Source organism: Brevibacillus sp. NRRL NRS-603 (genome assembly GCF_003013445.1).
GTDB lineage: Bacteria > Bacillota > Bacilli > Brevibacillales > Brevibacillaceae > Brevibacillus > Brevibacillus formosus.
This window is the reverse complement of the sequence record NZ_PXZN01000019.1, coordinates 20,118-46,940: the sequence shown is the minus strand read 5'-3', so window position 1 is coordinate 46,940 and position 26,823 is coordinate 20,118. Positions and strand designations below refer to the sequence as shown.

General features: G+C 46.2%; 24 protein-coding genes. 4 read left to right on the top strand and 20 right to left on the bottom strand.

What is annotated here, in order from left to right; translation table 11 throughout:
• The first annotated feature begins 203 nt into the window (after nt 1-203).
• From C7R94_RS18140 to C7R94_RS18130, 3 genes are all read left to right on the top strand, one after another.
• On the top strand, nt 204-524 hold the full coding sequence (locus C7R94_RS18140; protein ID WP_047072380.1) for a thioredoxin family protein: 321 nt from the start codon (nt 204-206) through the stop codon (nt 522-524).
• A gap of 171 nt (nt 525-695) precedes the next feature.
• Entirely contained in the window at nt 696-1,847 is a 1,152-nt protein-coding gene (locus tag C7R94_RS18135) for a response regulator (RefSeq protein ID WP_106783435.1), read from the top strand.
• Nucleotides 1,848-1,880: 33 nt separating this feature from the next.
• On the top strand, nt 1,881-3,275 hold the full coding sequence (locus C7R94_RS18130; protein WP_106783432.1) for a DUF4832 domain-containing protein: 1,395 nt from the start codon (nt 1,881-1,883) through the stop codon (nt 3,273-3,275).
• 71 nt (nt 3,276-3,346) lie between these two features.
• Here the strand turns inward: C7R94_RS18130 and C7R94_RS18125 are convergent, their stop codons facing one another.
• The 11 genes from C7R94_RS18125 to C7R94_RS18070 form a co-directional block, all read right to left on the bottom strand.
• A complete protein-coding gene (locus tag C7R94_RS18125; protein ID WP_106783430.1) occupies nt 3,347-4,033 on the bottom strand; it encodes a DUF4956 domain-containing protein in 687 nt (228 codons plus the stop codon).
• 22 nt (nt 4,034-4,055) lie between these two features.
• Nucleotides 4,056-4,790 carry a polyphosphate polymerase domain-containing protein gene (locus tag C7R94_RS18120; RefSeq protein ID WP_047072387.1) on the bottom strand — a complete coding sequence of 245 codons (735 nt, stop codon included), beginning with the start codon at nt 4,788-4,790 and terminating at the stop codon, nt 4,056-4,058.
• On the bottom strand, nt 4,787-6,511 hold the full coding sequence (locus C7R94_RS18115; RefSeq protein ID WP_106783428.1) for a CotH kinase family protein: 1,725 nt from the start codon (nt 6,509-6,511) through the stop codon (nt 4,787-4,789). Before C7R94_RS18115 ends, C7R94_RS18120 begins: the two co-directional genes overlap by 4 nt.
• Nucleotides 6,512-6,542: 31 nt before the next feature.
• Nucleotides 6,543-7,943: an exopolysaccharide Pel transporter PelG gene (pelG, locus tag C7R94_RS18110; protein WP_047072391.1), complete on the bottom strand. Its 1,401-nt coding sequence runs from the start codon at nt 7,941-7,943 to the stop codon at nt 6,543-6,545.
• A gap of 5 nt (nt 7,944-7,948) precedes the next feature.
• Complete coding sequence (pelF, locus tag C7R94_RS18105) at nt 7,949-9,355, bottom strand: GT4 family glycosyltransferase PelF (protein WP_106783426.1); 1,407 nt, start codon at nt 9,353-9,355, stop codon at nt 7,949-7,951.
• Between the two features lie 3 nt (nt 9,356-9,358).
• Nucleotides 9,359-11,266 carry a DUF2194 domain-containing protein gene (locus tag C7R94_RS18100; RefSeq protein ID WP_233220596.1) on the bottom strand — a complete coding sequence of 636 codons (1,908 nt, stop codon included), beginning with the start codon at nt 11,264-11,266 and terminating at the stop codon, nt 9,359-9,361.
• Complete coding sequence (locus C7R94_RS18095) at nt 11,263-12,240, bottom strand: hypothetical protein (protein ID WP_106783424.1); 978 nt, start codon at nt 12,238-12,240, stop codon at nt 11,263-11,265. The genes C7R94_RS18100 and C7R94_RS18095 overlap by 4 nt, the downstream gene beginning before the upstream one ends.
• The gene (locus C7R94_RS18090; protein ID WP_106783422.1) at nt 12,233-14,437 is read right to left on the bottom strand and encodes an NAD-dependent epimerase/dehydratase family protein; all 2,205 of its coding nucleotides are present in this window, start codon (nt 14,435-14,437) and stop codon (nt 12,233-12,235) included. The genes C7R94_RS18095 and C7R94_RS18090 overlap by 8 nt, the downstream gene beginning before the upstream one ends.
• Complete coding sequence (locus C7R94_RS18085) at nt 14,434-14,853, bottom strand: response regulator (RefSeq protein ID WP_047072399.1); 420 nt, start codon at nt 14,851-14,853, stop codon at nt 14,434-14,436. The genes C7R94_RS18090 and C7R94_RS18085 overlap by 4 nt, the downstream gene beginning before the upstream one ends.
• A gap of 374 nt (nt 14,854-15,227) precedes the next feature.
• Nucleotides 15,228-15,560, bottom strand: coding sequence for a hypothetical protein (locus tag C7R94_RS18075; protein WP_047072400.1), 333 nt, complete (start codon nt 15,558-15,560; stop codon nt 15,228-15,230).
• A gap of 17 nt (nt 15,561-15,577) precedes the next feature.
• On the bottom strand, nt 15,578-16,174 hold the full coding sequence (locus C7R94_RS18070) for a TetR/AcrR family transcriptional regulator (RefSeq protein ID WP_047072402.1): 597 nt from the start codon (nt 16,172-16,174) through the stop codon (nt 15,578-15,580).
• 115 nt (nt 16,175-16,289) lie between these two features.
• Between C7R94_RS18070 and C7R94_RS18065 the strand changes: the two genes are divergently transcribed.
• A complete protein-coding gene (locus tag C7R94_RS18065; protein WP_106783420.1) occupies nt 16,290-16,757 on the top strand; it encodes a hypothetical protein in 468 nt (155 codons plus the stop codon).
• Nucleotides 16,758-16,806: 49 nt separating this feature from the next.
• Here C7R94_RS18065 and ggt read toward each other — a convergent pair whose 3' ends face one another.
• The 9 genes from ggt to C7R94_RS18020 form a co-directional block, all read right to left on the bottom strand.
• Nucleotides 16,807-18,417: a gamma-glutamyltransferase gene (gene ggt, locus C7R94_RS18060; protein ID WP_106783418.1), complete on the bottom strand. Its 1,611-nt coding sequence runs from the start codon at nt 18,415-18,417 to the stop codon at nt 16,807-16,809.
• 422 nt (nt 18,418-18,839) lie between these two features.
• Complete coding sequence (locus tag C7R94_RS18055) at nt 18,840-19,370, bottom strand: chromate transporter (RefSeq protein WP_047072409.1); 531 nt, start codon at nt 19,368-19,370, stop codon at nt 18,840-18,842.
• Nucleotides 19,367-19,948, bottom strand: a complete 582-nt coding sequence (locus C7R94_RS18050) for a chromate transporter (RefSeq protein ID WP_047072410.1) — start codon at nt 19,946-19,948, stop codon at nt 19,367-19,369. The genes C7R94_RS18055 and C7R94_RS18050 overlap by 4 nt, the downstream gene beginning before the upstream one ends.
• A 24-nt stretch (nt 19,949-19,972) precedes the next feature.
• Complete coding sequence (locus C7R94_RS18045) at nt 19,973-20,449, bottom strand: Lrp/AsnC family transcriptional regulator (protein WP_047072412.1); 477 nt, start codon at nt 20,447-20,449, stop codon at nt 19,973-19,975.
• Nucleotides 20,450-20,633: 184 nt separating this feature from the next.
• Entirely contained in the window at nt 20,634-21,104 is a 471-nt protein-coding gene (locus tag C7R94_RS18040) for a nucleoside deaminase (protein ID WP_047072413.1), read from the bottom strand.
• 71 nt (nt 21,105-21,175) lie between these two features.
• A complete protein-coding gene (locus C7R94_RS18035) occupies nt 21,176-23,062 on the bottom strand; it encodes an ABC transporter permease (RefSeq protein WP_106783416.1) in 1,887 nt (628 codons plus the stop codon).
• Entirely contained in the window at nt 23,037-23,807 is a 771-nt protein-coding gene (locus tag C7R94_RS18030) for an ABC transporter ATP-binding protein (protein ID WP_047072415.1), read from the bottom strand. The genes C7R94_RS18035 and C7R94_RS18030 overlap by 26 nt, the downstream gene beginning before the upstream one ends.
• A 249-nt stretch (nt 23,808-24,056) precedes the next feature.
• The gene (locus C7R94_RS18025; protein ID WP_047072416.1) at nt 24,057-25,073 is read right to left on the bottom strand and encodes a sensor histidine kinase; all 1,017 of its coding nucleotides are present in this window, start codon (nt 25,071-25,073) and stop codon (nt 24,057-24,059) included.
• Nucleotides 25,070-25,768 (bottom strand): response regulator transcription factor, encoded by a 699-nt coding sequence (locus tag C7R94_RS18020; protein ID WP_106783414.1) that lies wholly within the window; start codon nt 25,766-25,768, stop codon nt 25,070-25,072. The genes C7R94_RS18025 and C7R94_RS18020 overlap by 4 nt, the downstream gene beginning before the upstream one ends.
• Between the last annotated feature and the right edge of the window lie 1,055 nt (nt 25,769-26,823).

The following is a 26,823-nucleotide window of genomic DNA, read 5'->3' as shown; positions in this document are numbered from 1 at the left end:
TTAGGAAAAATTCACCATTACAGACGGAGGATTTTAGAAAATTGTTGCAAAAATACCCAATTTTTTTTAGGTATTTTACTGAAAATCGCTTTCATTTCTTTATTTCCTGAGATTGTGCGGGACGTTTTTCCTTTTCAATCTGTCGAATCGTAGGTTAAGCTGATGATGATGTGTGAGGACGACGAAACAAGAGGTGGAGAACTGTGCAGGAATATCTAGAACTGACTGAACTGCTTACAGACATCGAGGGCCATCCCCTCAGCCTGCTGTTCATTAAAACGACAAACTGCGGCGTTTGCGATGTCACCTACGCAAGAACGGTAGAACTGCTAAAACAATACCCACAAGTGAAAAGTATGGTTGCATCCATGGAAAAAATACCTAATCTCTCCGGTGAGTTTCTCGTATTTACGGCTCCGGCGATCCTGCTGTTTATGGACGGAAAAGAAATGTTCCGACAAGCCCGGTTTGTCTCGTTTGATGAGTTGGAGCATATTCTGAAGTTGACAGTGGAGGCGACCTAGGCGAAGAATAATAAAAAGCATGACCGCAATTCACTTAGATAAAAATTCACATTTCCTTCCACCGTAAGATTTGGATAACCTCTCTTTTGGTGATAGAGTAGAAAGTATGAACAAATCAGATTCGCAGAACAATCTGTTGTATTTTATCGATTTTTGAAGGAGAGACAGTGGATGAGAGCCTTATTGGTAGACGACGAGCAACTACCCCTGATGCATCTGCAACGATTGCTGGAAAAAGATGTTGGCGGCGTTAAGGTAGTCGGAGCCTACACCAATCCTCTCGAAGCGATCGATCAAGCAATATCCCTTCAACCAGATGTCGTGTTTTTAGATATTAATATGCCGCGCATCAGTGGACTGGAGATCGGAGAACGTCTGCAAGGAATCGATAACTCCCCGGAGATCGTATTTGTCACAGGGTACGATAAGTACGCCGTTGATGCTTTTGAACTGTGCGCGCTGGATTACATCATGAAGCCCGTACAGCTTCAACGCTTGCAAAAGACAATGGACCGTCTTCGTGAGAGAATCAGGTCCGCGAAAGAAGCCGCGCCTGTTAAAGAAGAATCAGTCGTTTCCATCCAATGCTTCAATAGTATTTTGTTTCACCAGCCGAATCAGGAGCCGCAAGAGATCAAGTGGCGCACGAATAAAGCCCGGGAGCTGTTCGCGTATTTATTGCATCACCGCAACAAGATGATCGACAAGGATTCGATTATCGAGCTATTGTGGCCGGACTATGACGGAAGCAAAGGCGTGACCCAGCTATATACGACGATTTACCTCATCCGGCAAACCTTGAAACGCTATGGTCTGCAAACGATATCGATCAACAAAGGGAATTTAGAAGGCGGCTATAAGCTGACGATTGATTCGGCTACGATCGATGTGGAGGAATGGGAGAGTCGTCTCAAACAATTACTCCCCCTCTCTCTTGCCAATATCCAGGAGTATGAGCAAGTGCTCGCGACGTATACAGGCGATTATTTCGGAGACTACGACTATTTGTGGGCAGAGTATGAGCGGGAAAGACTCCGCAGAATGTGGCTGCAGCTCGCCAAAACAATGAGCAGCTTTTATTTGGGACATGGCAGAGTACGGGAGGCGATCAACGTCAACCAACGCATTCAGAATTTGCACCCGCTTGAAGAAGACAGCTACATGATCTTGATGCAGTTGTACGCTTCTTTGGACGATCATGCGGCAGTAGAAGAACAGTATCAACTCCTGACCTCTCGGTGGGAGACTGAACTCGGCTCTGCTGCAAACGAGCATATCACCAAGTGGTATCACATATGGAAACAGGAGACAGAAGGAAAGTAATTGATACTCTCTCACAAGATCTAGGGGGCACTCATGAAGATCAGAAGTGGTCTATACAGCGTACTTCTCGCTACTTTTTGCATTCTACCTTCCTCTGCCGCCGCCTCCAGTTATGGAACGGCGAGCTATTCACCAAAACAAACCCAAGACGTGCTCCAAAACCCGTATATGGGACTGGCTCCCGACTCAGGGACGAGTAATCATGAGCAAGAACACACCCTCGTCTACGCCAATCTTACCTGGAGGATGCTCGAGCCCACCAAAGGGGATTATGCATTTGATGAGGTAGAAGATGCGATCCGGTTTGAAGAATGGACAGAAAAAGATGTCAAGTTCATCCTCCGTATCGTTATGGATATTCCCGATAACAAATCAGACATGGAGATACCGGATTGGCTATACAACGAGATCGGCGGGGACAATGACAACTTTGAAGATGGCGAGTGGTATCGAAACGACTATGGCAAAGGCTATAGTCCCAACTACAGCAATCCATTGGTCATCAAATACCACAAACAGTTGATTGATGCTCTGGGCGAGCGTTACAAGGACGATCCCCGCATTGCTTTCATACAGCTGGGAAGCGTCGGTCACTGGGGAGAATGGCACACAGATACGTCTATTCCTTTCCCTGCGACAGAAATCACCGATCAGTACGTCCAACCGTATCTGGATAAATTCCCTGATTCCATGCTACTGATGCGAAGACCACATCCAGTCGCCAAGGAGTACAAACTGGGCCTGTTTAACGACATGTTCGGCAACAAAGATGATACAGACAGCTACCTGTCCTGGATACAGAAGGGCTATGTATCCTGGCTCACCAAAGAAAAAATGCCTGCCATGCCTGATTTTTGGAAGTATGCACCAAGCGGTGGAGAGTTCTCTCCATCCGATTCGTTAAACAGCTACTTTACTCGCTCCTCCATTAACCAGGTGATCTCGCAAGCCAAAGCTTCGCATATTAGCTGGCTTGGCCCCAATACCCCTGCACAGTTCGAAAAAGATGGCGAACAACAACAAAATTTGGACCGCTTTTTAAACACGATTGGCTACCGCTTCTCCATCACCAAAGAGACACATGCCAAAACAATCGAGCCCGGAGAAAGCCTCGCTGTAACGATGGATTGGCAAAACCGCGGTGTTGCTCCTTTTTATTTTCCGTGGATTCTCGAGCTGTCACTCATGGATGAAGATGGCGAGATCGTAACCAAGACCAAAACGGACGAAGACATCCGCAAATGGCTTCCCGGCAAGAAAACCGTCAAGCAAAGCTTGGAAATCCCGGATGATTTACCTGAAGGAACATACACACTCTGTGTGGCTATCCTCGATCCCCATACGGAAGAACCGGGTATTCAATTTGCCATGGAAGGAAAAAGAGCGGACGGAAGATACACACTAGGCAAGGTTCAAGTACGAGACTGATCATCAAAGAAAAAATCCCTTCCTGACAGCCTGTAAAGGAGTCGTCAGAAAGGGATTTTTTGTAGCATCATTTATGGTGCATAATCGCCATCGTAGCTGACCAATGATACGTTTTTCACACCTTCTACCTCTGAAATATCTTGAACAAATGCCGTATTATCTCCTTTGATTTTTACTTCTACAATCAATTCCACCATCTCTTTGTTGACTGTCTTTGATTTCAAAGTGTATTTTAGCTTGTTCAGCTGGTATTTGACCCCGTCATTGGCTTGATCCCGATAGGTAATAATGAGCAGATAAGCAACATCTCTCATTTGTCGCTTGGATAATACGACAATGACAGCCGCCACCACCAGAGATCCTAGAACGGAAACCGGGTACACCCCTGCTCCCGTCGCAATGCCTACCGAGATAGACCAAAACATGAAGACAATATCCAACGGGTCTTTGATGGCGGTACGGAACCGCACAATGCTCAATGCGCCGACCATCCCGAGAGAGAGCACGATATTCGTGCTAATCGTCATGATAATCAGGCAAGTAAGCATTGCCATGGCCACCAGCGTGATGTTAAAGGTGTGCGTATAGACGACGCCACGAAACGTTTTCTTGTAAATATAGTAGATGAACAAACCAAGCAATCCCGACAGCACAAGACCTATGATGGTATCAATGATCGAGATGCTGGCGAACTGGTCCATTTTTAAGACGCTTTTTTTGATGATATCTTGAAAATTAATCGTATTGGTCGTGTCCATAGTTTCTCGACTTCTCCTCACACTAAAGATTATGGTACTTTTTGGTTTCCTCTCTGCAAATGACATATTTGGAGATAGCCGACCGCTGATTACTCAGGTTTTGTAGCAAATGTCTAATATTGAATGGCAGGAACTGATCGTACTTCACTTCCATGATCATCATGGGCTGATGAATCGCTCTGACCATCATGATGTGTTCATCAAAAATATCGAGTGAATTAACGTTTGCCTTCAAGTACTTATCAAATGTAATTCGGACATTCCCTTCTCTCACCAAATACGCCTCTCGAACATAATCCGTAATGACGCGAGGCCGAAACAGATGATTCTTGCACGACAAATAAAAATCTCGCAGCACAGCACTTTCTGTCTCGCGCAGAAAATCAACATCACCTGCAAAAATCCGCTCATACTCTTCCCGCGTAATCGACGCTGATTCTTTGCAAATGTATCCGCCAAACTTGCTCTTTCGCTCCATCTTGATGACCGTATCGCTTTTGTTGTAGATGCGGATGCGGTACTTCTTTCTTTGAAAAACCCCATAGTTTTTTTCATAGAGGGCCGTATCGTGATAGTCATCAAAATACAGACTGCGAATATGATACCCTTCCTCACTTACAGAATAGGGGTCAGGAGTTGCGATCAACCGCAATTTCTGCCGTAGCGGCTCGTAATGACTCAGCCGAAGATAATACTTCAACTCATGCCGCAATCGCTTGTTGCCGAGCTGAATGCCAGTACTCTGGATTCCTTTCATTTCAATATGAACTCCTTCACCCCATGATATATCGCATCCTCCGGCTCTACTCTGTCAAATGCCGTCTGTGTATTCCCTTTGCTGTCCCGTACAATCACGCGCCAGAAAAAGCGGCCTTTTCCCGGATCATTTATCGTGTATTGGACTCCTGTCAGCCCCTTTGCCTGTGTGTGTATCTTCGTAAACGCAGGATCGTAACTGACGGCAAAATCGTAGGTCAGATCGTCTCCTTGCAGGTCATAGGAATGGTCCCAGGAAAAAATGAGCTTGTCTCCTTCTTTTCTTGGCTCCCCCATAAAAAAGGGCATCGGATTCTCTAGGCGTTCATAGTACCTCTTCTTATTACGCTCCGGTTCACCAGAGAGAAGTGCTTGCTCATTGTGAAAATAGGAAACATCCAACGGCAAATTATATAAATCAGGTTGTTGCAGAACGTACTTGCTCACAATCGGATAATAGCTCTTCAAGTATTTTTCCGTTTGCTCTTTCGTAATGATCTTGCTGACTTCTTCAACCTTTTCGTTTAGCGCCTTGATGTTTTCCGGATCTTTGAAAATGCGGCGATGCAGGTTTGACACCCAGTAGTTGGAGAGGCCAAATTGCCATTGACCGAGCCCTTTTTCTGGACTGCGCTTGAGCTCTTCTTCGAAAAATCCCCATGTTGAGTCATAGTCCCACGGGAGGAAATACCATTTGTTCGAGTTGCTTGGGCTGTATAAATAAAAATTGTGAACAGCCGCGTCGTGATTCCCCATCAACAGGTTGGATGCAAGCCATGTATAGTAGTTCTCCCGATCAAAATGCTTGTCCAAAAAGTCCTGCGTATTCATTGCAGGATTATGGAGATCCTCCAGCATGGCAATGAGCTTTTCATGGTTCTCACTGCCTTTGATCTCCAAAATTTTATCAAATGCTTTTTTGTCGTAAGTAGGATCGGTTGCCAGCTTGATCTGATCCTCGTAGCGATGGAACTCGAAATCAATTGCCTTGTACAAGTTCCCGTTCCGGTCCAATCCGTGCGCCTGCAAAAATGTTTTGTTTGGCTGTTCAATTTGAGTGAACAGACCGTAGTCTACAAAGTCCCGGTCCGGATTTTTTTTGGTCAAATCCTTGATTTTCACTTGAACGAACTGCGTCCGCAAGCTGGTCATATTCGGTATCTGCTCGAAATAATCAAAGCTAAGCTTTTGTCGAACACGCGTCATGTCAGACTTGTGCTTGCTTAAGTTGATGTTGCGTTGATCCCGCCAGTATCCGGCACTGTCGAACAAACGGATTTTGTACGATTTTTGTTCCGCTCTCCTGCTCGATTCCCCCCGTAGCTCAATCGTTCCGTTCGCTCTCGTCTCGCCAAAACCAAAGTAGCCTTGAATTGGCCCCTCCGCCGTCCCTTCCTGCATAATGACTTTGGCTTGCAGATCTTCCCCCTTTTCATTCCGTCCGCTAGGAGCTACATTGAGTTCCGTAAAGGTAGTCGTCTTCAGTTTCGAATTTTCTTCGTTGACTATCGTCACATACAAATGGACGATGCTCCCATCCACATCCTGATCGTATACGCTTCTATTCTCAATCAGACCCTCATTCATCTGCTGAGTTGGTGCCATCTGGCTCGTTGCTGCCGAGGTATCTGACACTGGCCGTTCAGGCACATCCTGAGTACAACCAGTCGATACAACTCCTAATGCTACGAGCAAGCTCAGCATGAATCGTTTTTTCTTCAACCTAAGTCCTCCCCAATCCATCAGTCCCCATCTATTCCATTCGCTTTCCTTTGACAAAGAGCGGCTGTAGGCAATAGGTGTAATAATCGATATTTTTCAAGTAATAGATCAGCCTGCCGAGACTGGCTACCAGCGCAAGAAACGAAGCAATAAAAAATGAAAAACCGTAGTTCTCAAGGGGCAGCATCGCTATAGTGATGACAAACGTACTCACGAGAAATAAGGTCGTCACCGCAAGCGCCCCCTTCCGATCGTCAAAATAGAGCAGCATCAGTACGATTACAAACATAACAGCGTACAAGTATCCCGCTATAACCAGGATGTTGTACCGCTCCATCTGCTCGGACGTAAAACCGATGTGCGGAAGCAGCGTAATGCCCAGAGCTAATGCAACGAAGGAAAAGAACAGCTGCACTTCCATCATGAAGCTGAGCTCTTGCATCAGTGTTTGGACCATGTCTGTCTTTGCCCGCTTGATATCCTGCACTGAGCCTGTGCCCAATATCGTCCCGTAATACGCTCGATACTTCTCATAAAAAGCGGTCTCCACAGATACAACAAACATGACCATCGTAGGCAATATGCTCAAGGAGGCGTAGAACGCAGGCACATCATAAAAAGGCGCGATCACGTAAGTATCCGCTACGACTTCTTGAAGCGGACTCCCCAGCCAATAAATAAAATGGTGCACATAAAAACCGAGAGAGCAAAAGAGACCCACGCCCAGCAGACTTGGGTACTTTTTTACATACTTCAGGAAATCAAAGTAGTTCCTCTCTCGCTTCGGGAAATAGCTCTCCAGATGAACCATCGACAGAACGATCATGATAAAAAAGCCAATATCCAAAGAAATCAGCATTGCGATTCCTTTTTCCATTTCAGTCAGAATCGACAGTAGAAACGCAGCCAGAAGCGTAAAGGCAACAGCCGCCAAATACCCGCGAATAATGCGCATATAATCCTTTAATGCAGACAAATAGGCGGATTGCAGCCAAACGACGATCAGTTCCACAAAAAGAAGGTAGGCCACGAGCTTAAAGCCAGACGGCAAAGGAGCGAGCCAGTAAAAAGCACCGCCGAGAATTCCCCCCAAGCCCAGGCAAACAGCGATAACTCCATACAAAGAAGCAATGATGTCGTTATACTCACGCAAGTAAATTTTGTCTGCAATATAGCGAGAAATGACCATTGAAAAGCCGCAGGTAATTAACAGCGAAAACACGAATGCATAAACAACAGCTGCTAGAAAAGACATCCTTTCCAAATAGCTTACATTTAATTGAAGGAGGATTTGTTGTAGCACCGTGATTATGACCATACAAATCAGCATCGGTCCAACTGTCACCAGCGAAGAAAATGCATACGCCTTCACACTGGACAAATACCCTCTATTCCCAAACATTTTCTTCAGTTCAAAGCCAATGCCCGCCATGTTTCTTACACCTCGTATTTCCGATACATATTGCGATATCCCGCCAAGAAGTTCTCATGTGTGTAAATAGCAGACACTCTCTGGAAACCGCATCTGCCCATACGGCGTCTCAATGGCTCGTTTTGACACAACGTAATGATTGCTTGGGCAATTTGAGTAAAATGCATGACGGGTACCGTTATCCCTGCGTTGCCATAGTTGTCACCATTGCCGTACAACAATTCCCGACAGCTTCCCACGTCCGTTGTGACGAAAGGCTTTCTGCATGCCATCCCTTCCAAAATAACGAGCGGTTGACCTTCACTGATGCTGGTCAAAACAAGCATGTCCATTTTACCGAGATACTGTTTCACATTGACCGCACCCGTAAACGTAACCTCCTCCAGTTGCAGGCTGTCGACCAATTGCAGGCATTCTGTGTAGTATTCCTCGTCTTCATCCGTCGGGCCCATGATAACAAAGCGTGCGTGTGGTACTTGTTCTTTGACGAGTCCGAAGCTTTGCAGCATTGTTTTAATATCCTTGATGGGTACCACGCGGACAACAGCACCAATGGTGATTGTGTCGTCCTTTTTTTCTTCCACGATGTCAGCATAATCACTCACTTTTACACCGTTCGGGATCACGGATACTTTGGAAGGATCACAGCCTAGCTCGATCTGAATTTCCTTGTTTCGCTCAAACAACGTGATTACCTCATCCGCGTAGGAGTAGGCACATGCAGAAAGATTATGAAAGTAGTCGATCCAAATGTCCTTAAAGTGACCCTTGATCCAGTTTGCCTTGATAATTTCTTCTTCCCGCTCGCGGGTATAGATTCCATGCTCCGTCAGCAAAAACGGCTTTGCATGCAGATACTTCCCAAGACTCCCTGCTACACCGCCATATCCCGTGCAAACACTGTGATACAGATCCGCTTCTGGCATGCCGTTTTGAATGACCAGGCATAACGGCAAGACCATCGAACGAATCATCCAAATCATTTCAGTAAAAGGAATTTGCGGGTATTTTTCCTCACAAAGCCGCTGGATTACCTCGAAGTAGTCCTTGCTTGTAAGCAACTCAGCTACGGATGGCACCTTACTCCCCGACAACACGGAAAAAAGAGCACGCCAGTCTCCCTTGCTCCCATCAAGCAACGAAAGCAACGCTTGCTGCTCATCCTCAGTCAGACCCAGACGCTTGCCCGGTGCAGCCTCTTCTTTCAGATAGGCATCCAGAAATACCTCTCTAATTTCTATCACATTCGAGGGGAGCTGGTAGACGTATTTCCCCCTGTTTTTCTCTTCTGCACCAATCGCATAAATGATAAACTCATGCTCTGGCATGCTAGCGATTAAGGAATGAATCCAGCTAGAGACACCCCCTGTAATATAAGGGTAAGAGCCTTCGGCAATCAGACAAATTTTCATCGCTTACTCTTCCAGTCCTATTTCAAATTTGGCACCCGTTGCATGCACGAGATAGGCGCCTTCCTCTATTTTTTCTACCGTGCAATTGACCAAGCTCGTTATTTTTTTGTTTGTCCGCAAGATGTAATACATTTCGCCGGAGAAATTGTTCATGTAGCCTGTCATTTTTTTATCCGTATGCGTGATATACACATCCGTTTGCACATAGCTCTTAAGGCTTGCTGCAGCTTCGGAAGCAGTCTGACTACGTAACCATGGATACTGCTCGTAAATTTCTTCCAGCATGAATTGAAAGTCTTTTACCAATTCCGGCCACGACTTGTTATTGCTTCTCCCCTTGTCCAACACATCGTCTGGATGAACAAAATGAGAAAAAACACCGATGGATGTGATCGCATTCGTTATGTACCAATCATGAATGTCTGTGCGACTGTATCCGGAGGTAATACGGGGCAGCTCTATAATGCCATCTTCGGCCACGGAAAACTCCTGGATGTATTCGTGTGTACTGTCTGATTCCGCATACAAGGAGGCAATGATCCTCAGATCAGGGAAGGACTTTTTCAGCGCTCGACGCCCTTCCTCTCCCATCACGTTGGAAGGTGGAACATACACCTGTATGTCATACGACGAGAAAACCTTCTTGATATAATCGTCCAGGTACGCAAGCGACTCAGCCATGCTTGCTTCATCAGGCCAAGCCTTATACTCGTAATGGCTCGCCGTCGCCTGATCGGTTACCAGCGATTGATGGTTGTATCCATGGATGCCCAATTCGCCACCCAATTTCAACAAATCCCTGCCGTACGTGATCAGATTGTTTGAATCCGTTCCTTCTGTATCTGTGAAGGGGGCGGCAACTCGATTATTGTAGGTTTTGATAATAGCTCCCGTGTAGGTCACATCGTAATCGGCAGCAAGCTTGATCATGTCCGGCCACCACACATCCCGAAAGAAGCTGGGAATATCTTTGCGGTACTCTCGGTAAATACTCGGCTCGATCCCCTGGCGAAAAGGAGCCGGAAAATCGTCAATATACATGACTTTCATATTGAAAATGGGGTACATGAAATCTTGATTCAGTGAACTGATGCTACCAGCAATAAGTCCTCTGTTCATTGCAGATTGCATATTCGTCCCGTTATAGACCATGACCTTTCCCTGTCCATACTGGGTCTCCCATAGCAGTGGCATATTCTCGGCAGAAACAGCGTGAACCTTCGCTTGCCTATCCAGCTCTACAGGAATCGAGGAATTCTCAATGAATTCTGCGCCGATTTTTGCATCTTCTCCTTGGATCAAGAGATTGGATGTCATCTGAATGCCGTTTGTCACAATAGGGGGGTTGATGGAATTGATCCCTAGTTTTCGGTATATACGGTACAAGCTGTCATTGTATTCAGGCATACGTGAAAAAAACACATTTCCACCATTGTGCGCATATTGCATCATCGCATCCAGATTAGCTAACATGCCCAGATTTTCTATGGTGACAATGACCGTCATGTATTGGGGATCGGGCTTCGAGAACTGCTTAACGTCAGCGAGATCGTACTCCTTTTTCATATACTGCAGCACTTGCTCCATATTCCTCGCGATTGCCATGCTGCTCTCATCCTTGGAATCTTGCAGAATAAGGAATTTCTCCCTTGCTAGCTTGGCGATTTCCTCCTGACTGATCGCGTTTTGCTTCGGCTCGTCAGTCTGCATTCCCGAGCCTCCCGCTTTATTGCTGCTTACCTGAAGGATGAACTGAGATCGGGTAGCTTCTATGGTGATCCCCAGAATCGCCACAAAGATCAGAATGATGTAGATGTTTTTTTTCAGGGAAATATCGTTGGACCTCGCCTTGCTCCACTCTCTGTCCTTTTCTCTGTCCCTTTTCCTTCTCGTGTACCTTGTCATTCTCATTTTGTATCGCTCATCTCTTTCGAAATCGTCTCTGTTTCCTGTGCAACAGCGACTTCCTCCCAAGTGCTGTCTTGCTCATCATCTTCCTGATTGTTCCAGTAGCGGATCATCATCAGCGTAGCGTGGGAGATTTTAACCGACGAGCTTTTTAACCGATTCATTTCTGCCACAAAACCTGCGTAGTCTCTGATCGTAAAGAAGCGCTTAAGCGACATGACATATGGCTGCTCGCTTCCCGGATGATACTCATGAAACAATTGACAGTACTGTGCGGCTTTTTCATAGGACTGGTTCACCAGCTCGCAATTGATCTTGTCCACAAAATAGCTTTCTTCTTCCTGATAAATGTCCAATAATGACTCCAGAACAAACGAATACGTGTAGCTGTATTTCACAAAGGTGCGTTGATCAATGAGTGAACTGTCCAGATACTTCTTCAAAACGTCTGCGTAGGCGCGTAAAACCTCAAGATCCTGCTTGTTCTCCTCGTATTTCACTGATAAATCCTGCAGTTGAAGCTGAAGGTTGCGCCGCATTTCCGTTAGAGCGGCTGCCGCGTAGTGAACCGTTTCCGAATCCTCGTTTTGCAAAGCTGTCTCCAGTGTGCCGATCTGCCATATGGTCTGCTCTTTCAAGACATCGATCAGCATCTTTCGGCGCGTGCTAGTGTCGTTCAAAAACAAAATGTCCTCAACCGGTACGATGTTCATTTCCTTTTCCATGTCCGCTCTTCGGAAAATATTCGATCCTTCCGCTAGTTTCAGCAAATCGCTCTCTAGCATCAGTTCATTCACATTCTTTTTCGATGTTCGTTTGTACACATCGGTAATCCCCAATAACAAGAGTCCAAAAATGGGAAGAAAGCCAGTAACAAGCATTCGCATAATAAGCACCTGCTTGTTTTTGCCGCGGCTTTGCACCCAACTGTAACCAACAGACACCAAGACATGGAGGAGGAGGACTAGATTAAGCATAGGCCCCATCCTTCAAGGAGAAGCGATCCTGATCTTTTTCCTGCACAATTCTCGAAGCAATACCGAGTCTACCAAGTCTATCAATCACGATATTGGCTTCCTGCTCATTGGAATTGGAGAGAATAATATAGACATCTCCTGCTTCGTCCATTCCCATATAATCTGCTTCGCGAAGAGAACTGGCGATGTAGGTAGAAAGTGTCTGAAGATCCATTTGCCCAAAATCCACTGCCAAGAGGGTAAAGTCGGTGTTCAATTGTTGCTTGGCATCCCTTTTGTTCTTCACCATTGCTGAAAAATAAGCAGGAATCAGGATAGAGGTATCTTTCAGGTAGCGGTCCTTTTGTGTGGAGTTTAAGTATCGGAGAGAACGGGACAAAGCGGATGAGATCAATTGAACGGCGACTTGGAACAGGTTTTGGGTGTACATGGTGAAATTTTCAAATCCGAGCTGTTGCAATGTGACCACCGCAACTATTTTTCCCTTGTCAAAAATAGGAGCTGCTATAAGGGGCATGTCGTGACGCATCTCTTTATTCACGATGATCTTCTTCCCTGTCATTAATTCAGTAAGATAAGCATGCTCACTCATTTTCAGCGAGCGTGGCAGATCAAAGCCCGCTTTATTCGATTTGGCCATCAATCGCAAGAAAGAGCCATTTTGATTCATTGTATAAATGGCGATCTCATCGGACTTCATGATTCTTTCCAATACCTTAACTGATTTCTGCAATACGCGTTCAGGCTCGAGACTGTCCAACTCCTTGGTAATGTTGTAGATTTTTCCGAAGCTGTCTTCCGAATTCACGATCTGCTGCTGCAATTCTTGCTTGACCAACAGCACATCATTGTAAATGTCCTTTAAAAAATCATACTTTTCTTCAATGGCTTGCCTTTGCAGCTCCTTTGACAATACGTCCCTGTTTCGTTTGTCGATGGAATAACCGACGGCAATCCCGATAATAAAGTAGACAGCGATATGAAACAGAACATTCGCGTCATATAAGAGCGATACGACATCGCGACCGTTATGCAGGCTTTCTCCGATGAAAAGTCCACAAGCCAGGATGACAGACAAGAGGGATTGCTTCGTTCCGTAAATAGCGCCAATCAACACGATGTAAATCAGCTTGAGATCAAAGACACCGCTATTAACCGTTCCAACTGTGGCGAAAATCACCAGAAGGAAAGCAAGAATGTTCTCTATGTACGGCCTTGCATCCCATGAATGGAGCCATTGGATCGTTTTCTTCGCTTCGCTCTCCTGCTCTTGTTCTTTCTCTGCGATGGTCGCTTGATACCACTGCGCCGTTTTTTCCAGTCCCTCTGCCAATGAATACATCGGAACCCAGTCTAGTCTTCTCTTTGCCCGCGAATTGTCCAAAACCGACTTATCCACGTCTCCTGGGCGTTTCTCCCTGTGTAATATTCCCTGGAGAGGCTGGTTAGCCCCGAGAATGTCAATCAGCTCATTAATACTGCTCTCCTGATTCGTAGACAAATTCATCACACCGGTATCATCCGTGGTAACGGAACGGAAAATGGCATCAGCTACATCCTCTACATAAATAAAATCTCTCGTTTGGCTGCCATCCCCGTGCAAAACGATTTCTTTCCCATGGTTGATCTGGGTTAAAAAAGTAGAGATGACGCCGCCTTCCCCTACTGAACTTTGTCTGGGGCCATACACATTTGCCAAGCGAAAGGCTGCCGTTCGCAAGCCGTACATTTCCGTCCATTTGCGGCAATACAATTCGCCAATATGCTTGTTTATTCCGTAAACAGATACCGGATCACACGCTGAATCTTCAAGTAACGGTGTATTTTCATTCATGCCGTAAACGGCGGCTGATGACGCAAAAATAAATTTGGACACGCCATATTTGCTCGATAGCTTCAGCATATTCACGAGTCCAAGAATGTTCGTATTCGTATCCAGCAAAGGATCTTCCATGGATGCAGCAACACTCACTTGAGCCGCTAAATGTACGACGACATCGAACCTGTTGCTTTTAAATACTTCATCACATTTTTTATCCGCTACATCCAGTTCGTATGCCTTATGCGGAAATGTGACGTTCCTCTGATTGCCTGAACTGAGATTGTCGAGGATGAAAACTTTATACCCTTCCTTATAAAATCTCTCCGCGACAAAAGAACCGATGAACCCATAACCACCTGTGATCAAGACTTTCATACTAACACCTCAGCTATTTGTTTCACCTGTCTATCCCCACGACGGACATCTACCCCTGTTCCCAACACTTTTTGGACAGCCCATTCGATTCGCTCCAGTTGCAGCGGCTTCGCTATGAAATCCCGCGCCCCTGCCTGAATCGCCTTGATGACAGTATCGTTCCTAGACACTGCTGAGCAAATAATGATCTTGGCATCCTTGTCCAACTCCATAATTTTGCGTGAAGCAGTCAAACCGTTCATGCCGGGCATGGTGATATCCATCGTGACGAGTGATGGTTTGTACAAGCAGTAATTTCTAACAGCCTCCTCTCCCGAAGCAGCTTCCGCAACGACATGCAATCCTAACGACTCAAATATGTTCCGCAGCACATGTCTCGTAAACGCCGTATCATCAACAATCAGAATGCTATTCATCCAAAAACGCTGTCTCCCATCCTATCCATATACCCTTTGGACTATTTTATTATAGTAATATATTCCTAATAACAGTACCAACCAAAACTATTGCCTATTACCTTTTATTTTCATAGGCACAAAGCCCTCTATTCCGTAGCTTTACCCATTCTACTAGGATCATCTCAACAATTTCTGAACAACAGACAAAATAGAAGAACAGGGACAGTTACCTATACGGCAACTAATCCCTGTTCTTCTTCCTACTATTCTACTATCTACCTCGTCAAGAAGCCCGGATTACTCGTGTGAAATGTCCTTTTGCCAGGCTCCAGGCAATTGTCGTGAGCAGGGCCCAGCGAGAAGTTTTGACCTTAAGCTCATTACGATTTTCCTTACGTTCTAAGATTGTTCTTTTGTTCCCTTTTACCAAGAAGATCTTTAGCAAGTGTGAGATACCACGCAACTATTTCTATAAAAGCAAGGATAACAAACCATGCCCATATTTCCCCTTGGGTAAGTTCGGACAACAGGTTATCAATTTCCGTACCAGAACCGCGCACCAAAGACTGCAAAAAAAATACAATTGGACCGAAAATAGAGAAAAATAGAGTGATCACCGAAAAAAGGGTACGCCGTTTCCGAATTAGATACACAATACTACTGATTATTGTTATGAGAATAAATATATAATAGACATTCCACACCCATGGAGGTAAGGTTTCCATGGTAGCCCTCCTTTCCATCAGTCAAGCTCCAGGATTTGTTTGATCAGTTGCTCTACTTCATCGAGCGAATAACCATTCGAAACAAAGCTATTTTGAAGATTATATCCATCAAGTACGGCAACTATCTTTCTTGAAGTTATATCCAAATCTAGATTTGCAGAAAGTTTATTAGCTTGTTTCCCCTTTTCCAAGACCATACATATTAATTTAAACCATTCCCGATAATAGATAGACATCCTCTCTTTGACGTTTTCATTCCTAACAGCAATAGAACAAAATTCAAAAAAAAGCGGAATCCAATTATCTTCATTGCTTAACTTATAGAATATATTTATGCCTTGACTAATTATGCTTTCAAAGGTGGTATTGGAATTTAACAAAGGTAGAAAATTCTGCTTATAAACTGACAACTTATGATCCATAAATTCTAAAAAGAAGTCTTCTTTACTTTTAAAGTGCAAATAAAATGTCCCTTTTGTATATCCAGCCTCCTTTGCCAATAAATCAATCGAAGCTTTTTCATAGCCATATTGCCCAAAAACCTTGAAAGCTGCATCCATCAACCTTTGATAAGATTCGTTGCTTTTTTGCGCATGTTTGCTTACTTTATCCATTTTACATATACTCCCTTTTTTGACAATATTCTATTTACTCCATATCCCTCTCATGCTATATTGCATTACAAATACTAACCGGTTAGTATTAATTTATTCAAAGGAGTTGTTCTTAGTGCATTTCAAAAATAAGCTTATTGCTCTCACTATCACAGCCCTCAGCATTTCTAGCCTCCCCATTTTTGCTCATGCTTCCAATGGTACTCAGGTAGGGCTTTTAGACTTAACATCTTCTGAAGTACAAGAGGAGTTAGCAAAGGAAGAAAAGGAAACAAAATTCAATAAAGAGCAAAGAAGTAAAGCGAAAAAAAGACAAGAAATTAATAATTTGGATGACTTAAAGAAAAATGCACCTGAAAAATATAAAGAAATTCAAAATGAACAAGCCAAGCTAACAGCCCTTGCATCGAGCGGAAAAATGGGGACTGTTGGTGATATACTTATTACTTATGACAACGAAACAAGTGGTTGGAATCACGGTCATGCTGCCATTGTGAGGAAAAACAATGATTATATTGTAGAAGCTTGGCCAAAAGAGGGAGTACGCGTGGATTTTCTTGTTTTAGATGAAACTCAGACATAATGTCAGCAGCAAGCTCTGGCATTATGTCTGAAAAAAGTATTTTAGTTCCTTACCAAGCAGCAATACTGCTGTCTGCGCGCATATCCGTTCCACCACTCAGCACACCATTTTCATCACGCCAAATGATTTGACCACGTCCGAAGTAATTGCCGAGCTGCGCCCACTTGATCGTATGGCCTCTGCGCTCCAGAGCTTGTGCCAAATGCTCCGGGAAATGACGCTCCAGCTCCACCGTTTTGCCTTCCACCCACTGCCAGCGCGGCGCATCGAGCGAAGCTTGCGGATTGAGATGGAAGTCGATCGTGTTCATAACCACCTGCACATGTCCTTGCGGCTGCATGAAGCCGCCCATTACGCCGAATGGCCCCACTGCTTTTCCATCCTTCGTCAAGAAGCCTGGGATTATGGTGTGGAACGTTCTTTTGCCTGGCTCCAAGCAATTGTCATGAGCAGGGTCCAGCGAGAAGTTATGACCCCGGTTTTGCATGGCGATCCCTGTCCCCGGCACAACTACCCCAGAACCAAAGCCCATGTAATTGCTTTGGATAAAGGAAACCATGTTGCCCTCACCGTCAGCAGTGGCCAAATAGACCGTGCCGCTCGTTTTCGGCTGACCCGGCTCAGGCGTCAAGGCTTCATGACCAATCAGTGCACGTCGAGTGGCAGCGTATTCCTCTGACAACAATGCTTCCTTAGAAACGTTCATTTTGCTCTCTTCTGTGATGTACTTCAATCCATCTACAAAGGCCAGCTTCATCGCTTCGATTTGCTTGTGATACGTTTCTATTGTGTCTTTTGCGTCAAAATCAAAGCCCTTCAGAATATTCAGGGCCATCAGACCGATCATTCCTTGCCCATTCGGCGGGATCTCCCACACATCATAGCCACGGTAGTTGACTCCAATCGGCTTCACCCATTCCGGCTCATAAGCAGCCAGGTCTTCTTTGCGCAAATAGCCGCCGCACTCACGGGAGAACGCGTCGATCTTGTCTGCCAGCTCTCCGCGATAGAAGCTCTCTGCATTTGTTTCTGCGATTTGACGCAGCGTCTCCGCATGACCTGGCGACTTCCAGATGTCGCCCGCTTTTGGCACTTTGCCATCTGGTGTAAAGGTAGAGAACCAATGCGCGAACTCTTCCCCTTTGCATTGCTGGGAAAACTTTTTATGCGCGGCATGCCAATAATGCGCCAATGTCGGCGATACCGGATACCCCTCCTCCGCATAATCAATCGCTGGCTGCAAAACCTCTGTCAGCGGAAGGCGTCCGAAACGTTTGGACAAGGCGGCCCAGGCAGCAGGCGCACCAGGCACCGTAACAGGGGTCCAGCCGTAGGTCGGCATTTCTTCCAGACCTTTTGCTTTTAATGCCTCGATGGAGATTCCTTGTGGAGCAGGTCCGCTTGCATTCAGTCCATGCAGCTCGTCTTTGATCCACACGAGGGCAAATGCGTCTCCCCCAATGCCGTTCGAGGTCGGTTCTACTACAGTCAGACACGCAGCCGTTGCAATCGCTGCATCCACCGCATTTCCGCCCTTTTTCAAAATATCGAGACCTGCTTGTGCCGCCAGTGGCTGTGAGGTCGCCACCATACCGTTCTTGGCAAAAGTCGTCACACGCTTCGATGCATATGGGTATTCCATTGCGTCGTAATTAACCATGGTTTTGCCTCCTAAATCGTTCGTTTAGCCGATAAGAAAGACCTATGAGGAGCCTTTTTCTTTTCCTTTTGGTTTGAGTCAACATAGTGGAGGAGAAGAAAAAGCACAGTTCTCTTCGACTCTGACACGCCAGCATGGGGGATTCACTGTCCGTCTCCACTTAAGAAAACCTCTACCGAGGCCATTCCAAGGAGGAGCGACCGCGTCTAAGCGGAAAGTTTTCATGCGTTCCGGAATTTGTATGATAAATTCCTATACGTTTAAAAAGGGACCGTCGAGCCAAAGCCACCCTACGGGCGGACGTTTCTCAAGGAAGAAGTGTTCGACAAACGTGGTCCCCTTTTTGAAGTTCCGACTGGGTAGGCGTTGTCAAGGTCTACGAGCCCTGTGCTTTTTCTTGCCACCAGCGTATGTAAACTTTCCTAGCCGATGAAAACAAACCCGTAAGCCATCGCTCCCAAGATGACAAAAGCGGGATGGACCTTCCATGTTTCGAGCAGAAGGTAGGATGCCACTGTCAAAATTCCTGTTTGCATCCAGCCAATGCCTTCGACTGCTCCCATCAGGAATTGATACGTCATCGTTCCGAGCAAGACAGTAACGACTGGCCGTACCGACTGGGTCATCGCTTTTACCTGTGGAGCACTGCGGAATAAGTTGATAAAACCCATCAGCAAGACCATCGCGATCGCTGTCGGAGCAACTGTTGCAAATAATGCGACTACTGCCCCTGGTACACCCGCTACCTGATAGCCAATGTATCCAGCGAGTTTGGTCGCGATTGGGCTGGGCAACGCATTTCCCACAGCCAGCATTTCTCCGAACTCCTGTACAGTCATCCACTGGTAATGGTCAACCACTTCATTTTGGATCAAGGGGATGCTCGGTGGTCCTCCCCCGTACCCCAAAATGTTCGAGATGAAAAAGGCCCAAAATAGTTGCAGGTAGATCATGCGACTCCCTCCTTGCCGTCCTTGCCCTTGCGCTTGCGGACAGACCAAGTAGAGTAGGCAAATGAAACGGCCAGCGCAATCCCTACTACAATGCCCGGATGCCAATCAAGGAAGAGCAACGCTACGAGTGAGAGTACGAGGGAAAGGCTCACACCTGTTTTACTGGACGCCCCCTTCCAGCCCTTTGAAAGGAATTCCCATGTAAGGACGCCTGTCATGACTGCGATTACCGGACCGATTGCCTGGATCATGCCGTATACACCCGGCGCATCCTTCCATTGATATATGACTTGCAGCAAACCGATCATCACAAGGACGATTGGCATCACTACTGCGATGTTTGCCACCAATGCACCCTTCCAGCCTTTTACCCGATAGCCGATAAATGCGGCCAGCTTGGTCGCAATGGGCCCTGGTAGAGCGTTGCCGAGCGCCAGATTGTCGGAAAAGTCCTCATCTGTCACCCATTTGTACTTTTTCACACATTCGGTGTAAAAGAGAGGAACCATCGTAGGTCCTCCCCCAAACCCGAAGATTCCGATGCGGAAAAAGGCGAGAAATAATTGCCAGTAAATCATAGCTGTACCTCCATCCTTGCCTAACTAGCGGATAAAGTTGTATTTGGACTTCAGTATTTTCAATTCGTTAATGACATTCGTTTTGGAGATGCCAGGAATCTTATACAGTTTTTTGATCAAAAATTGAGATAATTCTTCATTGCTTGTTACGAGCACCTGTGTGAAAAGCTGATATTCACCAGAAGTAAGTACGATGAGCCTGATCTCTACGGTATCCGTTAAAGCAGCAACCACATCATCCAGCTTTTCCGCATCCACAGCCACTTGAATCATCGCCTGTACGTGAAACCCTGCCTTGACTGGATTGACAATACCGACCAGACTCAGGGCACCTTCGTCCTGCAATTGCTGGACGCGCATGCGGATTGTCTTTTCCGTGACCCCGAGATCTTTTGCAATCTGAGTAAACGGCAAGCGCGCATTTACTTGCAAGGCTCGAATGATCCCATAGTCGATGTCATCTAATTCAGGATAAAGTGATCTTCGAAAAGTTTCCTCCATACAAACACACCTTTATTCGTCTTTTTTTAACAATACACAACCTTATCTCAGCTTAATTTTATAAAATTTGGTCGAATTCCACAAATATTGTTGCTACTATAATACGACTTTCGACATAGCGCAATAGTTTATCTGACAATTTCAAACGAAAAAAAGAACCTGCTCCGCTAGGAGAGGCTCTCTATTAATATTCGATACGGTCCAGAGATTGAGACCATGCTTCAAATGGACTCCGTCTGTTCGCAAGATCTATTCTCTGAAAAGGAATGCTGCGCTCTTCATGAGGGAGAACAATCTGTTCATAAATAAACTGATCGTCAAAACCGACATGCGCCGCATCTTCTTTCGTGCAAGCGTAATAGACATTGCGCGGTCTGGCCCAATAGATGGCTCCCAGACACATCGGACACGGCTCACAGCTCGTATATAAGTCACAATCGTTTAACTGAAAGGTCCGGAGATGACGACATGCTTCTCGAATGGCTTGAATTTCGGCATGTGCCGTAGGATCATTGCTCGCCGTCACTTCATTGCGTCCTCGCCCGATTACGTGCCCGTCCTTCACGACAATGGCTCCAAATGGTCCGCCTGTTTTATCACGTACATTTTCAAACGCTATCTGTACGGCTTGCCCCATCCACGTCTCTCGTTCCATCCGCTTGCCCCCTCGCATCCTTCTCCTTTTATCCTATGTTCCTGCTCATCTGGACATGCTGGAAAAAGTCACTAGCGGTTCATTGATTGCTTTAAATGGAACAAGTAACGGTTTCGAATAATCCAGAAATACACACCTTGAACAACAACGAAGCTGCATAACACAATCGCAGTCGGCTTAAACACAGACGCGACAAGAATCAGCTTCAACAAGCTTTGCAGTGAAACGAACGCCACCATGCTGTGAATAATGGCCACCACAATCGGCACGAAGAACAACAGGGCAACCTGAGTCGTAACGATCCGCGTCAACTCCGCATCCGTGAGACCAATCTTGGAAAGTGCTCCGTAATGCCTTTTGTCGTATTCCAGATCCGTGTACAGACGGAAATAGAGAAAGCTTGCCGCGGCTACAAAGAACAACACGCCCACAAACAACCCGATAAAGAGTCCCATGTTCGCCATTTGTTTCATGGAGTGGTAGTAGGGCGCACGAGCTGAAAACGAGTAATTATCTTCGACATGACTAATATCTTCCTGAAGCTTGAGACTAAGATCCTGCGTTTCCTTCCATCTTGGCACCTCGTACACAAAGCGCTCTTCTTCCTTCATTTTCGGAAGCTGGTCATACACCTGATTCGGCACGACAACCAATCGCTCAAATTCAATCCCTCTGATCAATGGAGTCATATTCGTATCTGTTTTGACTGCGAGCTGTGCCTTCCCCACTTGCAGCGTTTTGCTCGCTACCGAATCACCAATCCAATTGAGCAGTACGAAGGCCTCTTTATTCGTCATTTCGAGTACAGTCGAATTGGAAGCTACCGCCAGCCGATTGTAGTCAGACAGCTTGACTACTCCGACCCTTTCCTCCTGAACCCGTTCGGGCAAAACTCGCATAGCCACTTGATATTTTTCGAAGGAAAAGCCACTTTGCTGCAAGCTCGTTTCGATTAACGACAGATGCTTCGCTCTCTCCGCATCGCTTTCTTTGGACTGGTATTCAAACGCAAACGGGTGTGTTTTCATCACCGTGATCTGAATCGACCCAGCCAACGCTGCCAGCGTGCCAATCGCACAAAAAGCAACGGTAGAGACGATGCTGACCAAAAAGAACATCCGGGCATTATCCTTCATCCGATAGGCCAGATCAGAGAGCGTCAGGAGATTCGTACGTTTCCAATAGAAAGATCGGCGCTTCTTTAGAAAATCGATGAAGATGACGCTCAGCTGAGTAAACAACAGGTACGTTCCTACAGTCGTCAGTGCAATGACCGGAAGCATCAGCACGAGTACATTCACGCCGTCAGCAGTGAGGGCTAAGGCATAGCTCATTCCCAACAAAGCTACCGCGACCAGAGACAGCACTAACGATGCCCTCGGCTCACGCTTAGGCCGACCGCTTCCTTGCAACAGATCCAACAGACTGCGGCTTCGTAGCACGAGGACGGTAAACAGCGAAATGGCTGCATACAAGATGAGAAACGCCACCACTGTCAAACCGATCGCTTTCCACGGGAAGTAAAACCCGAGTGCTTTTACATCAAGCAAAAATCCGGCGAATTGGAAAAACAGCTTGGCGAGAACCAGCCCGAGCCCAATCCCAATGGCAATCGAGACAATGCCAATCAGCATGTTTTCCATAAAAATCAGCATGTTCCGCTGTAACGGTGTCATGCCCTGGATAAAAAGAATGCCGAACTCCTTCTCCCTCTTTTTCAGGAAAGCACCAACACAATAAAAGAGAAAGAAGAAGGAGAACAGAAAAATAACGTACTCAGCTGCCATCATCCCAGTGGCTACGGATTCATGAATCTCCTGTCCGATAATTTCCGGATGAAAAATGAACATCGCATAGACGAAAAAAATGAGGACAGAAAAAACGCTACTCATGAAAAACGCAGCGTAAATCCGTTTATTTCGTACAACGTTATTACACGCGAATTGTCGAAAGGTCATAGGTGTTCCCTCCCAAAAACGACAATGAGTCAATAATTTTCTGGAAGAATACCTGTCGACTCTCACCACGATACATCTCGTTATGGAGCTGCCCGTCTTTAATAAAAATCACCCGATGGCAATAGCTGGCCGCCAAAGCATCATGCGTCACCATCATCATGGTGGTATTGTCTCTCTTATTGATCGCTTCCAGTGTCTCCATCACATTGCGCGAAGACTTGGAATCAAGATTTCCTGTAGGCTCGTCAGCGAGCAAAAGCGACGGGGAATGAATGATCGCCCTGGCAATGGCCGTCCGCTGGCGTTGCCCCCCAGATACCTCAAAGGTCCGCTTTTCCAATATGTCCTGAATCCCTAGCTTCTCCGCAACACTTTGCAGCTTTTCTTCCATCACCGATACTTTCTCATTGTCCAGCGTCAGCGGCAACACGATATTTTCCCCGATCGTCAACGTGTCCAAGAGGTTGAAATCTTGAAACACAAAACCAAGCTCACGACGACGAAACAGAGCGAGTTTATCCTTTTTTAAATGATGCGGATTCGTACCGTTCAAAAGAACCGCACCAGAAGTTGGTGTATCAATAGTGGAGATCATGTTTAATAGCGTAGTCTTGCCGCTGCCTGAAGGGCCCATAATACCGACGAATTCGCCCTTGCGAATCGAAAAATCGATATCGGTCAGCGCGCGGTAGGTTACCTTGCCCCCGTATATTTTACTCAAGCTTTTTACAGCAAGCATTTCCATGCGCCATTCCCCTTTCTTGCACTTCCAAATTCAAGTGCATGTTCAAAAAGTCGTCTTTTCAGCACCGAGAAAGAAGCGTGAACCTGCAAAAGGAGGAGCGGAGTGTAGAAACCTACATGAGCACCAGACTTTAAAGGTGAACGCCTCTTTCGATGTCGAATGAGCTTTCTTAATTACTTCGTGATCAAAAGACGACTTTTTGAACTACCTCTTCAACTATACGAAAGTGCGCATAGTGCAACTATCGAATTAACTTTCAGCTACCTTACTTTCTTGTAAGGTTGGTACGACGGCAGACAAGACGATACGTACGGTTGTCCCCTCGCCCACTTCTGATTCCATTTCCACCCCATGATGGAGCCGCCCGCAAATTTCTTTCACCAAGTACAAACCCATCCCGGTGGACTCAGGGTATTTGCGCCCGTTTTCTCCCGTAAAATACGGCTTGAACACGCGGTGAATATCTTCGGCAGGGATCCCGATTCCATAATCCTGCACTTCCAGTATGGCATGTCCTCCGCGTTCATAAGCACGAATGGTGACCTTGTTGCTTTTCCCTGCTGAATAACGAACGGCATTCGTCAACAATTGGTTCAGGACAAAAGCAAGCCACTTATCGTCCGATTCCACTCTCCAATTTTCATCCACTTTTACCTCGGGATACACCTGGTTGCGAATAAACAGCCGCTTGTTTTCAGCCAGCACATTCTGCACCAAGGAACGCAGAGTTACGGGCTCAATCAGGAAGTCCTGTTCAAATCGGTCGAGGCGAGCTATGTACAAAACGGTTTCCAGTCCACGCTTGATCCGGTCCACTTCTTCACGGACGCTCTCAGCTGTTGGATCGTCTTCATTTTGCAGCAACAGATGAATAACCGAAATCGGTGTCTTCATCTGATGAACCCACTGCTGAATAAATGTCGTATGGTCCCGTTGCTTGTTTTCATAGGCATGAAGCTGTTCTTTGTAAAGTCGGTACTGCTCCTGACTGATGTCATCCATCGCGCGGCACAACGGTGAATTCCCGTATGTCTGGGTCAGCTCCTCTAATGACTCTACCGGCTTGCTCAGTCGCTGATAGATTGTGCGGTGAGACAAATACCGGATGGCGAGAAAAGCCCCCGCGAAAAAAACAGATAAAAACATGACGTAGATCATCAATGATTCATTCCAGTACCCATCCATCGCAAAAATCATAATCAATAAGATCAATTGGACGAGAAAAAACGCTGCGAATGGCCATTGATCTCGAAGGAACAGCTTCATTGTGCTTCCTCCCAAGTCGCACGCAAGCGATAACCAGAACCGCGAACAGTCTCGACAGCTCCCTCTAAGCCTAAGTCCTTCAGCTTGCCGCGCACGCGTGTGATGTAGACATTCAGCGTGTTCTCATCAACAAACTGTTCATCCCACAGCTTTTCTAGCAAACGCTCACGGCTGACGACACGTGGATGTTGATTCATCAAGGCTTCGAGCAGTAACGCTTCTTTTTTGCTCAGTTCAATTTTGGTATCGTACATGGACAGCTCCATTCGCTCCAAAAACAGCTTGAGCCCCGCCACTTCAACCGTTCGCTCCCCTTCTTGCGGAGCATATTGTCCGTAAGCACGGCGGAGCTGACTGCGGATTTTGGCCAATACCACATCGTAGTCAAACGGCTTTGTGATATAGTCATCGGCCCCATTTTCCAAGGCCATCACCTGGTCCATTTTACTTTCTCGTGCTGAGATGAACAGGATCGGGCAGTTGGACTCCTGACGCATTTGCCGGCACCAGTAAAATCCGTCAAATTTCGGTAGATTCACATCCAACAGAACCAGATCAGGGCGCGATTGGGTAAATACCTCCATGACTCTATCGAAATGTTCAACATTGACTGTTTGGAATCCGTATTTTTCCAGTTGCTCTTGCAGCAGCTGGTTGATTTTCGGGTCGTCTTCTACAATCATAATTGTGGACATCACTCATACTCCTCTCGTCTTGAGTCTCCTCCATTTTATTCTTTACTATACCATTAGAAAACTAGACTACGCCAAGCCTTTAGCGTTTAGATGTCCACTTAAAAAAACTTGGTGTACGTTGCTGTTGTGGAGGGGAGGAAACAGGAGAAAACGCTCAGCTTCTAGGTCCACCCGCTGTGGGATTGACTGCACGGCTCCATGCAAAAAGCGAAACCGCGTCCAAAGTGGTCCTTTCAGGATGTGTTTCAGAGGTGGACGCTTAAAGGCGTGTTTCGCTTTTTGCATTACGTCTCGGTCGGTGTCCCTAAGATCTTCGCTTATTTCTCCTGTTTCCTCTACGAGCTTTCTGTGTTAATCGGTTTTTAAAAGCCTTAAAAGAATGTAAGGATGTCATCAGTACCGACAGAGAAGAATATTTCCAGGCGGAGCGACTTGTGGAGTCCTACCGAGCGGAGAAGGGAATCGCGGGCAAAAGAAACGCAACCGTGCCCAAGCGACGAAGCGGCTACCACTTTTGCGTTTCCCCGCGAATCCCTTCGGAGCGGACAGTCTCAACCCCCAGCAGGACGAAGTCTGGAGCCTAGCATGGAAATATTCTTCTCCCTACCGCAGCTACATAATAGGAATCTCTATTTGTTGCTGTAGTGCTGGGAGGAAACAGGAGAAAACGCTCAGCTTCTAGGTCCACCCGCTGTGGGATTGACTGCCCGGCTCCATGAAAAAAAGCGAAACCCGCGTCCAAAGTCGCCCATTCTGAGGGCCTCTCAGAGGTGGACGCTAAGAGCTTGTTTCTCTTTTTTTCATTCCGCCTCGGTCGGTGTCCCTAAGATCTTCGCTTATTTCTCCTGTTTCCTCTACGAGCTTTCTGTGTTAATCGGTTTTTAAAAGCCTTAAAAGAATGTAAGGATGTCATCAGTACCGACAGAGAAGAATATTTCCAGGCGTAGCGACTTGTGGAGTCCTACTGAGCGGAGAAGGGATTCGCGGGCAAAAGAAACGCAACCGTGCCCAAGCGACGAAGCGGCTACCACTTTTGCGTTTCCTCGCGAATCCCT

Bases quoted from the DNA above. Each gene is read 5' to 3' on its own strand.
- C7R94_RS18125 (WP_106783430.1), bottom strand. From the start codon at position 4,033: ATGGACACGACCAATACGATTAATTTTCAAGATATCATCAAAAAAAGC.
- pelF (WP_106783426.1), bottom strand. From the start codon at position 9,355: ATGAAAATTTGTCTGATTGCCGAAGGCTCTTACCCTTATATTACAGGG.
- C7R94_RS18135 (WP_106783435.1), top strand. From the start codon at position 696: ATGAGAGCCTTATTGGTAGACGACGAGCAACTACCCCTGATGCATCTG.
- ggt (WP_106783418.1), bottom strand. From the start codon at position 18,417: ATGGTTAATTACGACGCAATGGAATACCCATATGCATCGAAGCGTGTG.
- C7R94_RS18120 (WP_047072387.1), bottom strand. From the start codon at position 4,790: ATGAAAGGAATCCAGAGTACTGGCATTCAGCTCGGCAACAAGCGATTG.
- C7R94_RS18030 (WP_047072415.1), bottom strand. From the start codon at position 23,807: ATGGAAATGCTTGCTGTAAAAAGCTTGAGTAAAATATACGGGGGCAAG.
- C7R94_RS18040 (WP_047072413.1), bottom strand. From the start codon at position 21,104: ATGGAACGAGAGACGTGGATGGGGCAAGCCGTACAGATAGCGTTTGAA.
- C7R94_RS18095 (WP_106783424.1), bottom strand. From the start codon at position 12,240: ATGCTTAATCTAGTCCTCCTCCTCCATGTCTTGGTGTCTGTTGGTTAC.
- C7R94_RS18100 (WP_233220596.1), bottom strand. From the start codon at position 11,266: ATGAGAATGACAAGGTACACGAGAAGGAAAAGGGACAGAGAAAAGGAC.
- C7R94_RS18025 (WP_047072416.1), bottom strand. From the start codon at position 25,073: ATGAAGCTGTTCCTTCGAGATCAATGGCCATTCGCAGCGTTTTTTCTC.
- C7R94_RS18085 (WP_047072399.1), bottom strand. From the start codon at position 14,853: ATGAATAGCATTCTGATTGTTGATGATACGGCGTTTACGAGACATGTG.
- C7R94_RS18020 (WP_106783414.1), bottom strand. From the start codon at position 25,768: ATGTCCACAATTATGATTGTAGAAGACGACCCGAAAATCAACCAGCTG.
- C7R94_RS18050 (WP_047072410.1), bottom strand. From the start codon at position 19,948: ATGATTTACTGGCAATTATTTCTCGCCTTTTTCCGCATCGGAATCTTC.
- C7R94_RS18035 (WP_106783416.1), bottom strand. From the start codon at position 23,062: ATGACCTTTCGACAATTCGCGTGTAATAACGTTGTACGAAATAAACGG.
- C7R94_RS18130 (WP_106783432.1), top strand. From the start codon at position 1,881: ATGAAGATCAGAAGTGGTCTATACAGCGTACTTCTCGCTACTTTTTGC.
- C7R94_RS18055 (WP_047072409.1), bottom strand. From the start codon at position 19,370: ATGATCTACCTGCAACTATTTTGGGCCTTTTTCATCTCGAACATTTTG.
- C7R94_RS18075 (WP_047072400.1), bottom strand. From the start codon at position 15,560: ATGGAAACCTTACCTCCATGGGTGTGGAATGTCTATTATATATTTATT.
- C7R94_RS18090 (WP_106783422.1), bottom strand. From the start codon at position 14,437: ATGAAAGTCTTGATCACAGGTGGTTATGGGTTCATCGGTTCTTTTGTC.
- pelG (WP_047072391.1), bottom strand. From the start codon at position 7,943: ATGGCGGGCATTGGCTTTGAACTGAAGAAAATGTTTGGGAATAGAGGG.
- C7R94_RS18070 (WP_047072402.1), bottom strand. From the start codon at position 16,174: ATGGATAAAGTAAGCAAACATGCGCAAAAAAGCAACGAATCTTATCAA.
- C7R94_RS18045 (WP_047072412.1), bottom strand. From the start codon at position 20,449: ATGGAGGAAACTTTTCGAAGATCACTTTATCCTGAATTAGATGACATC.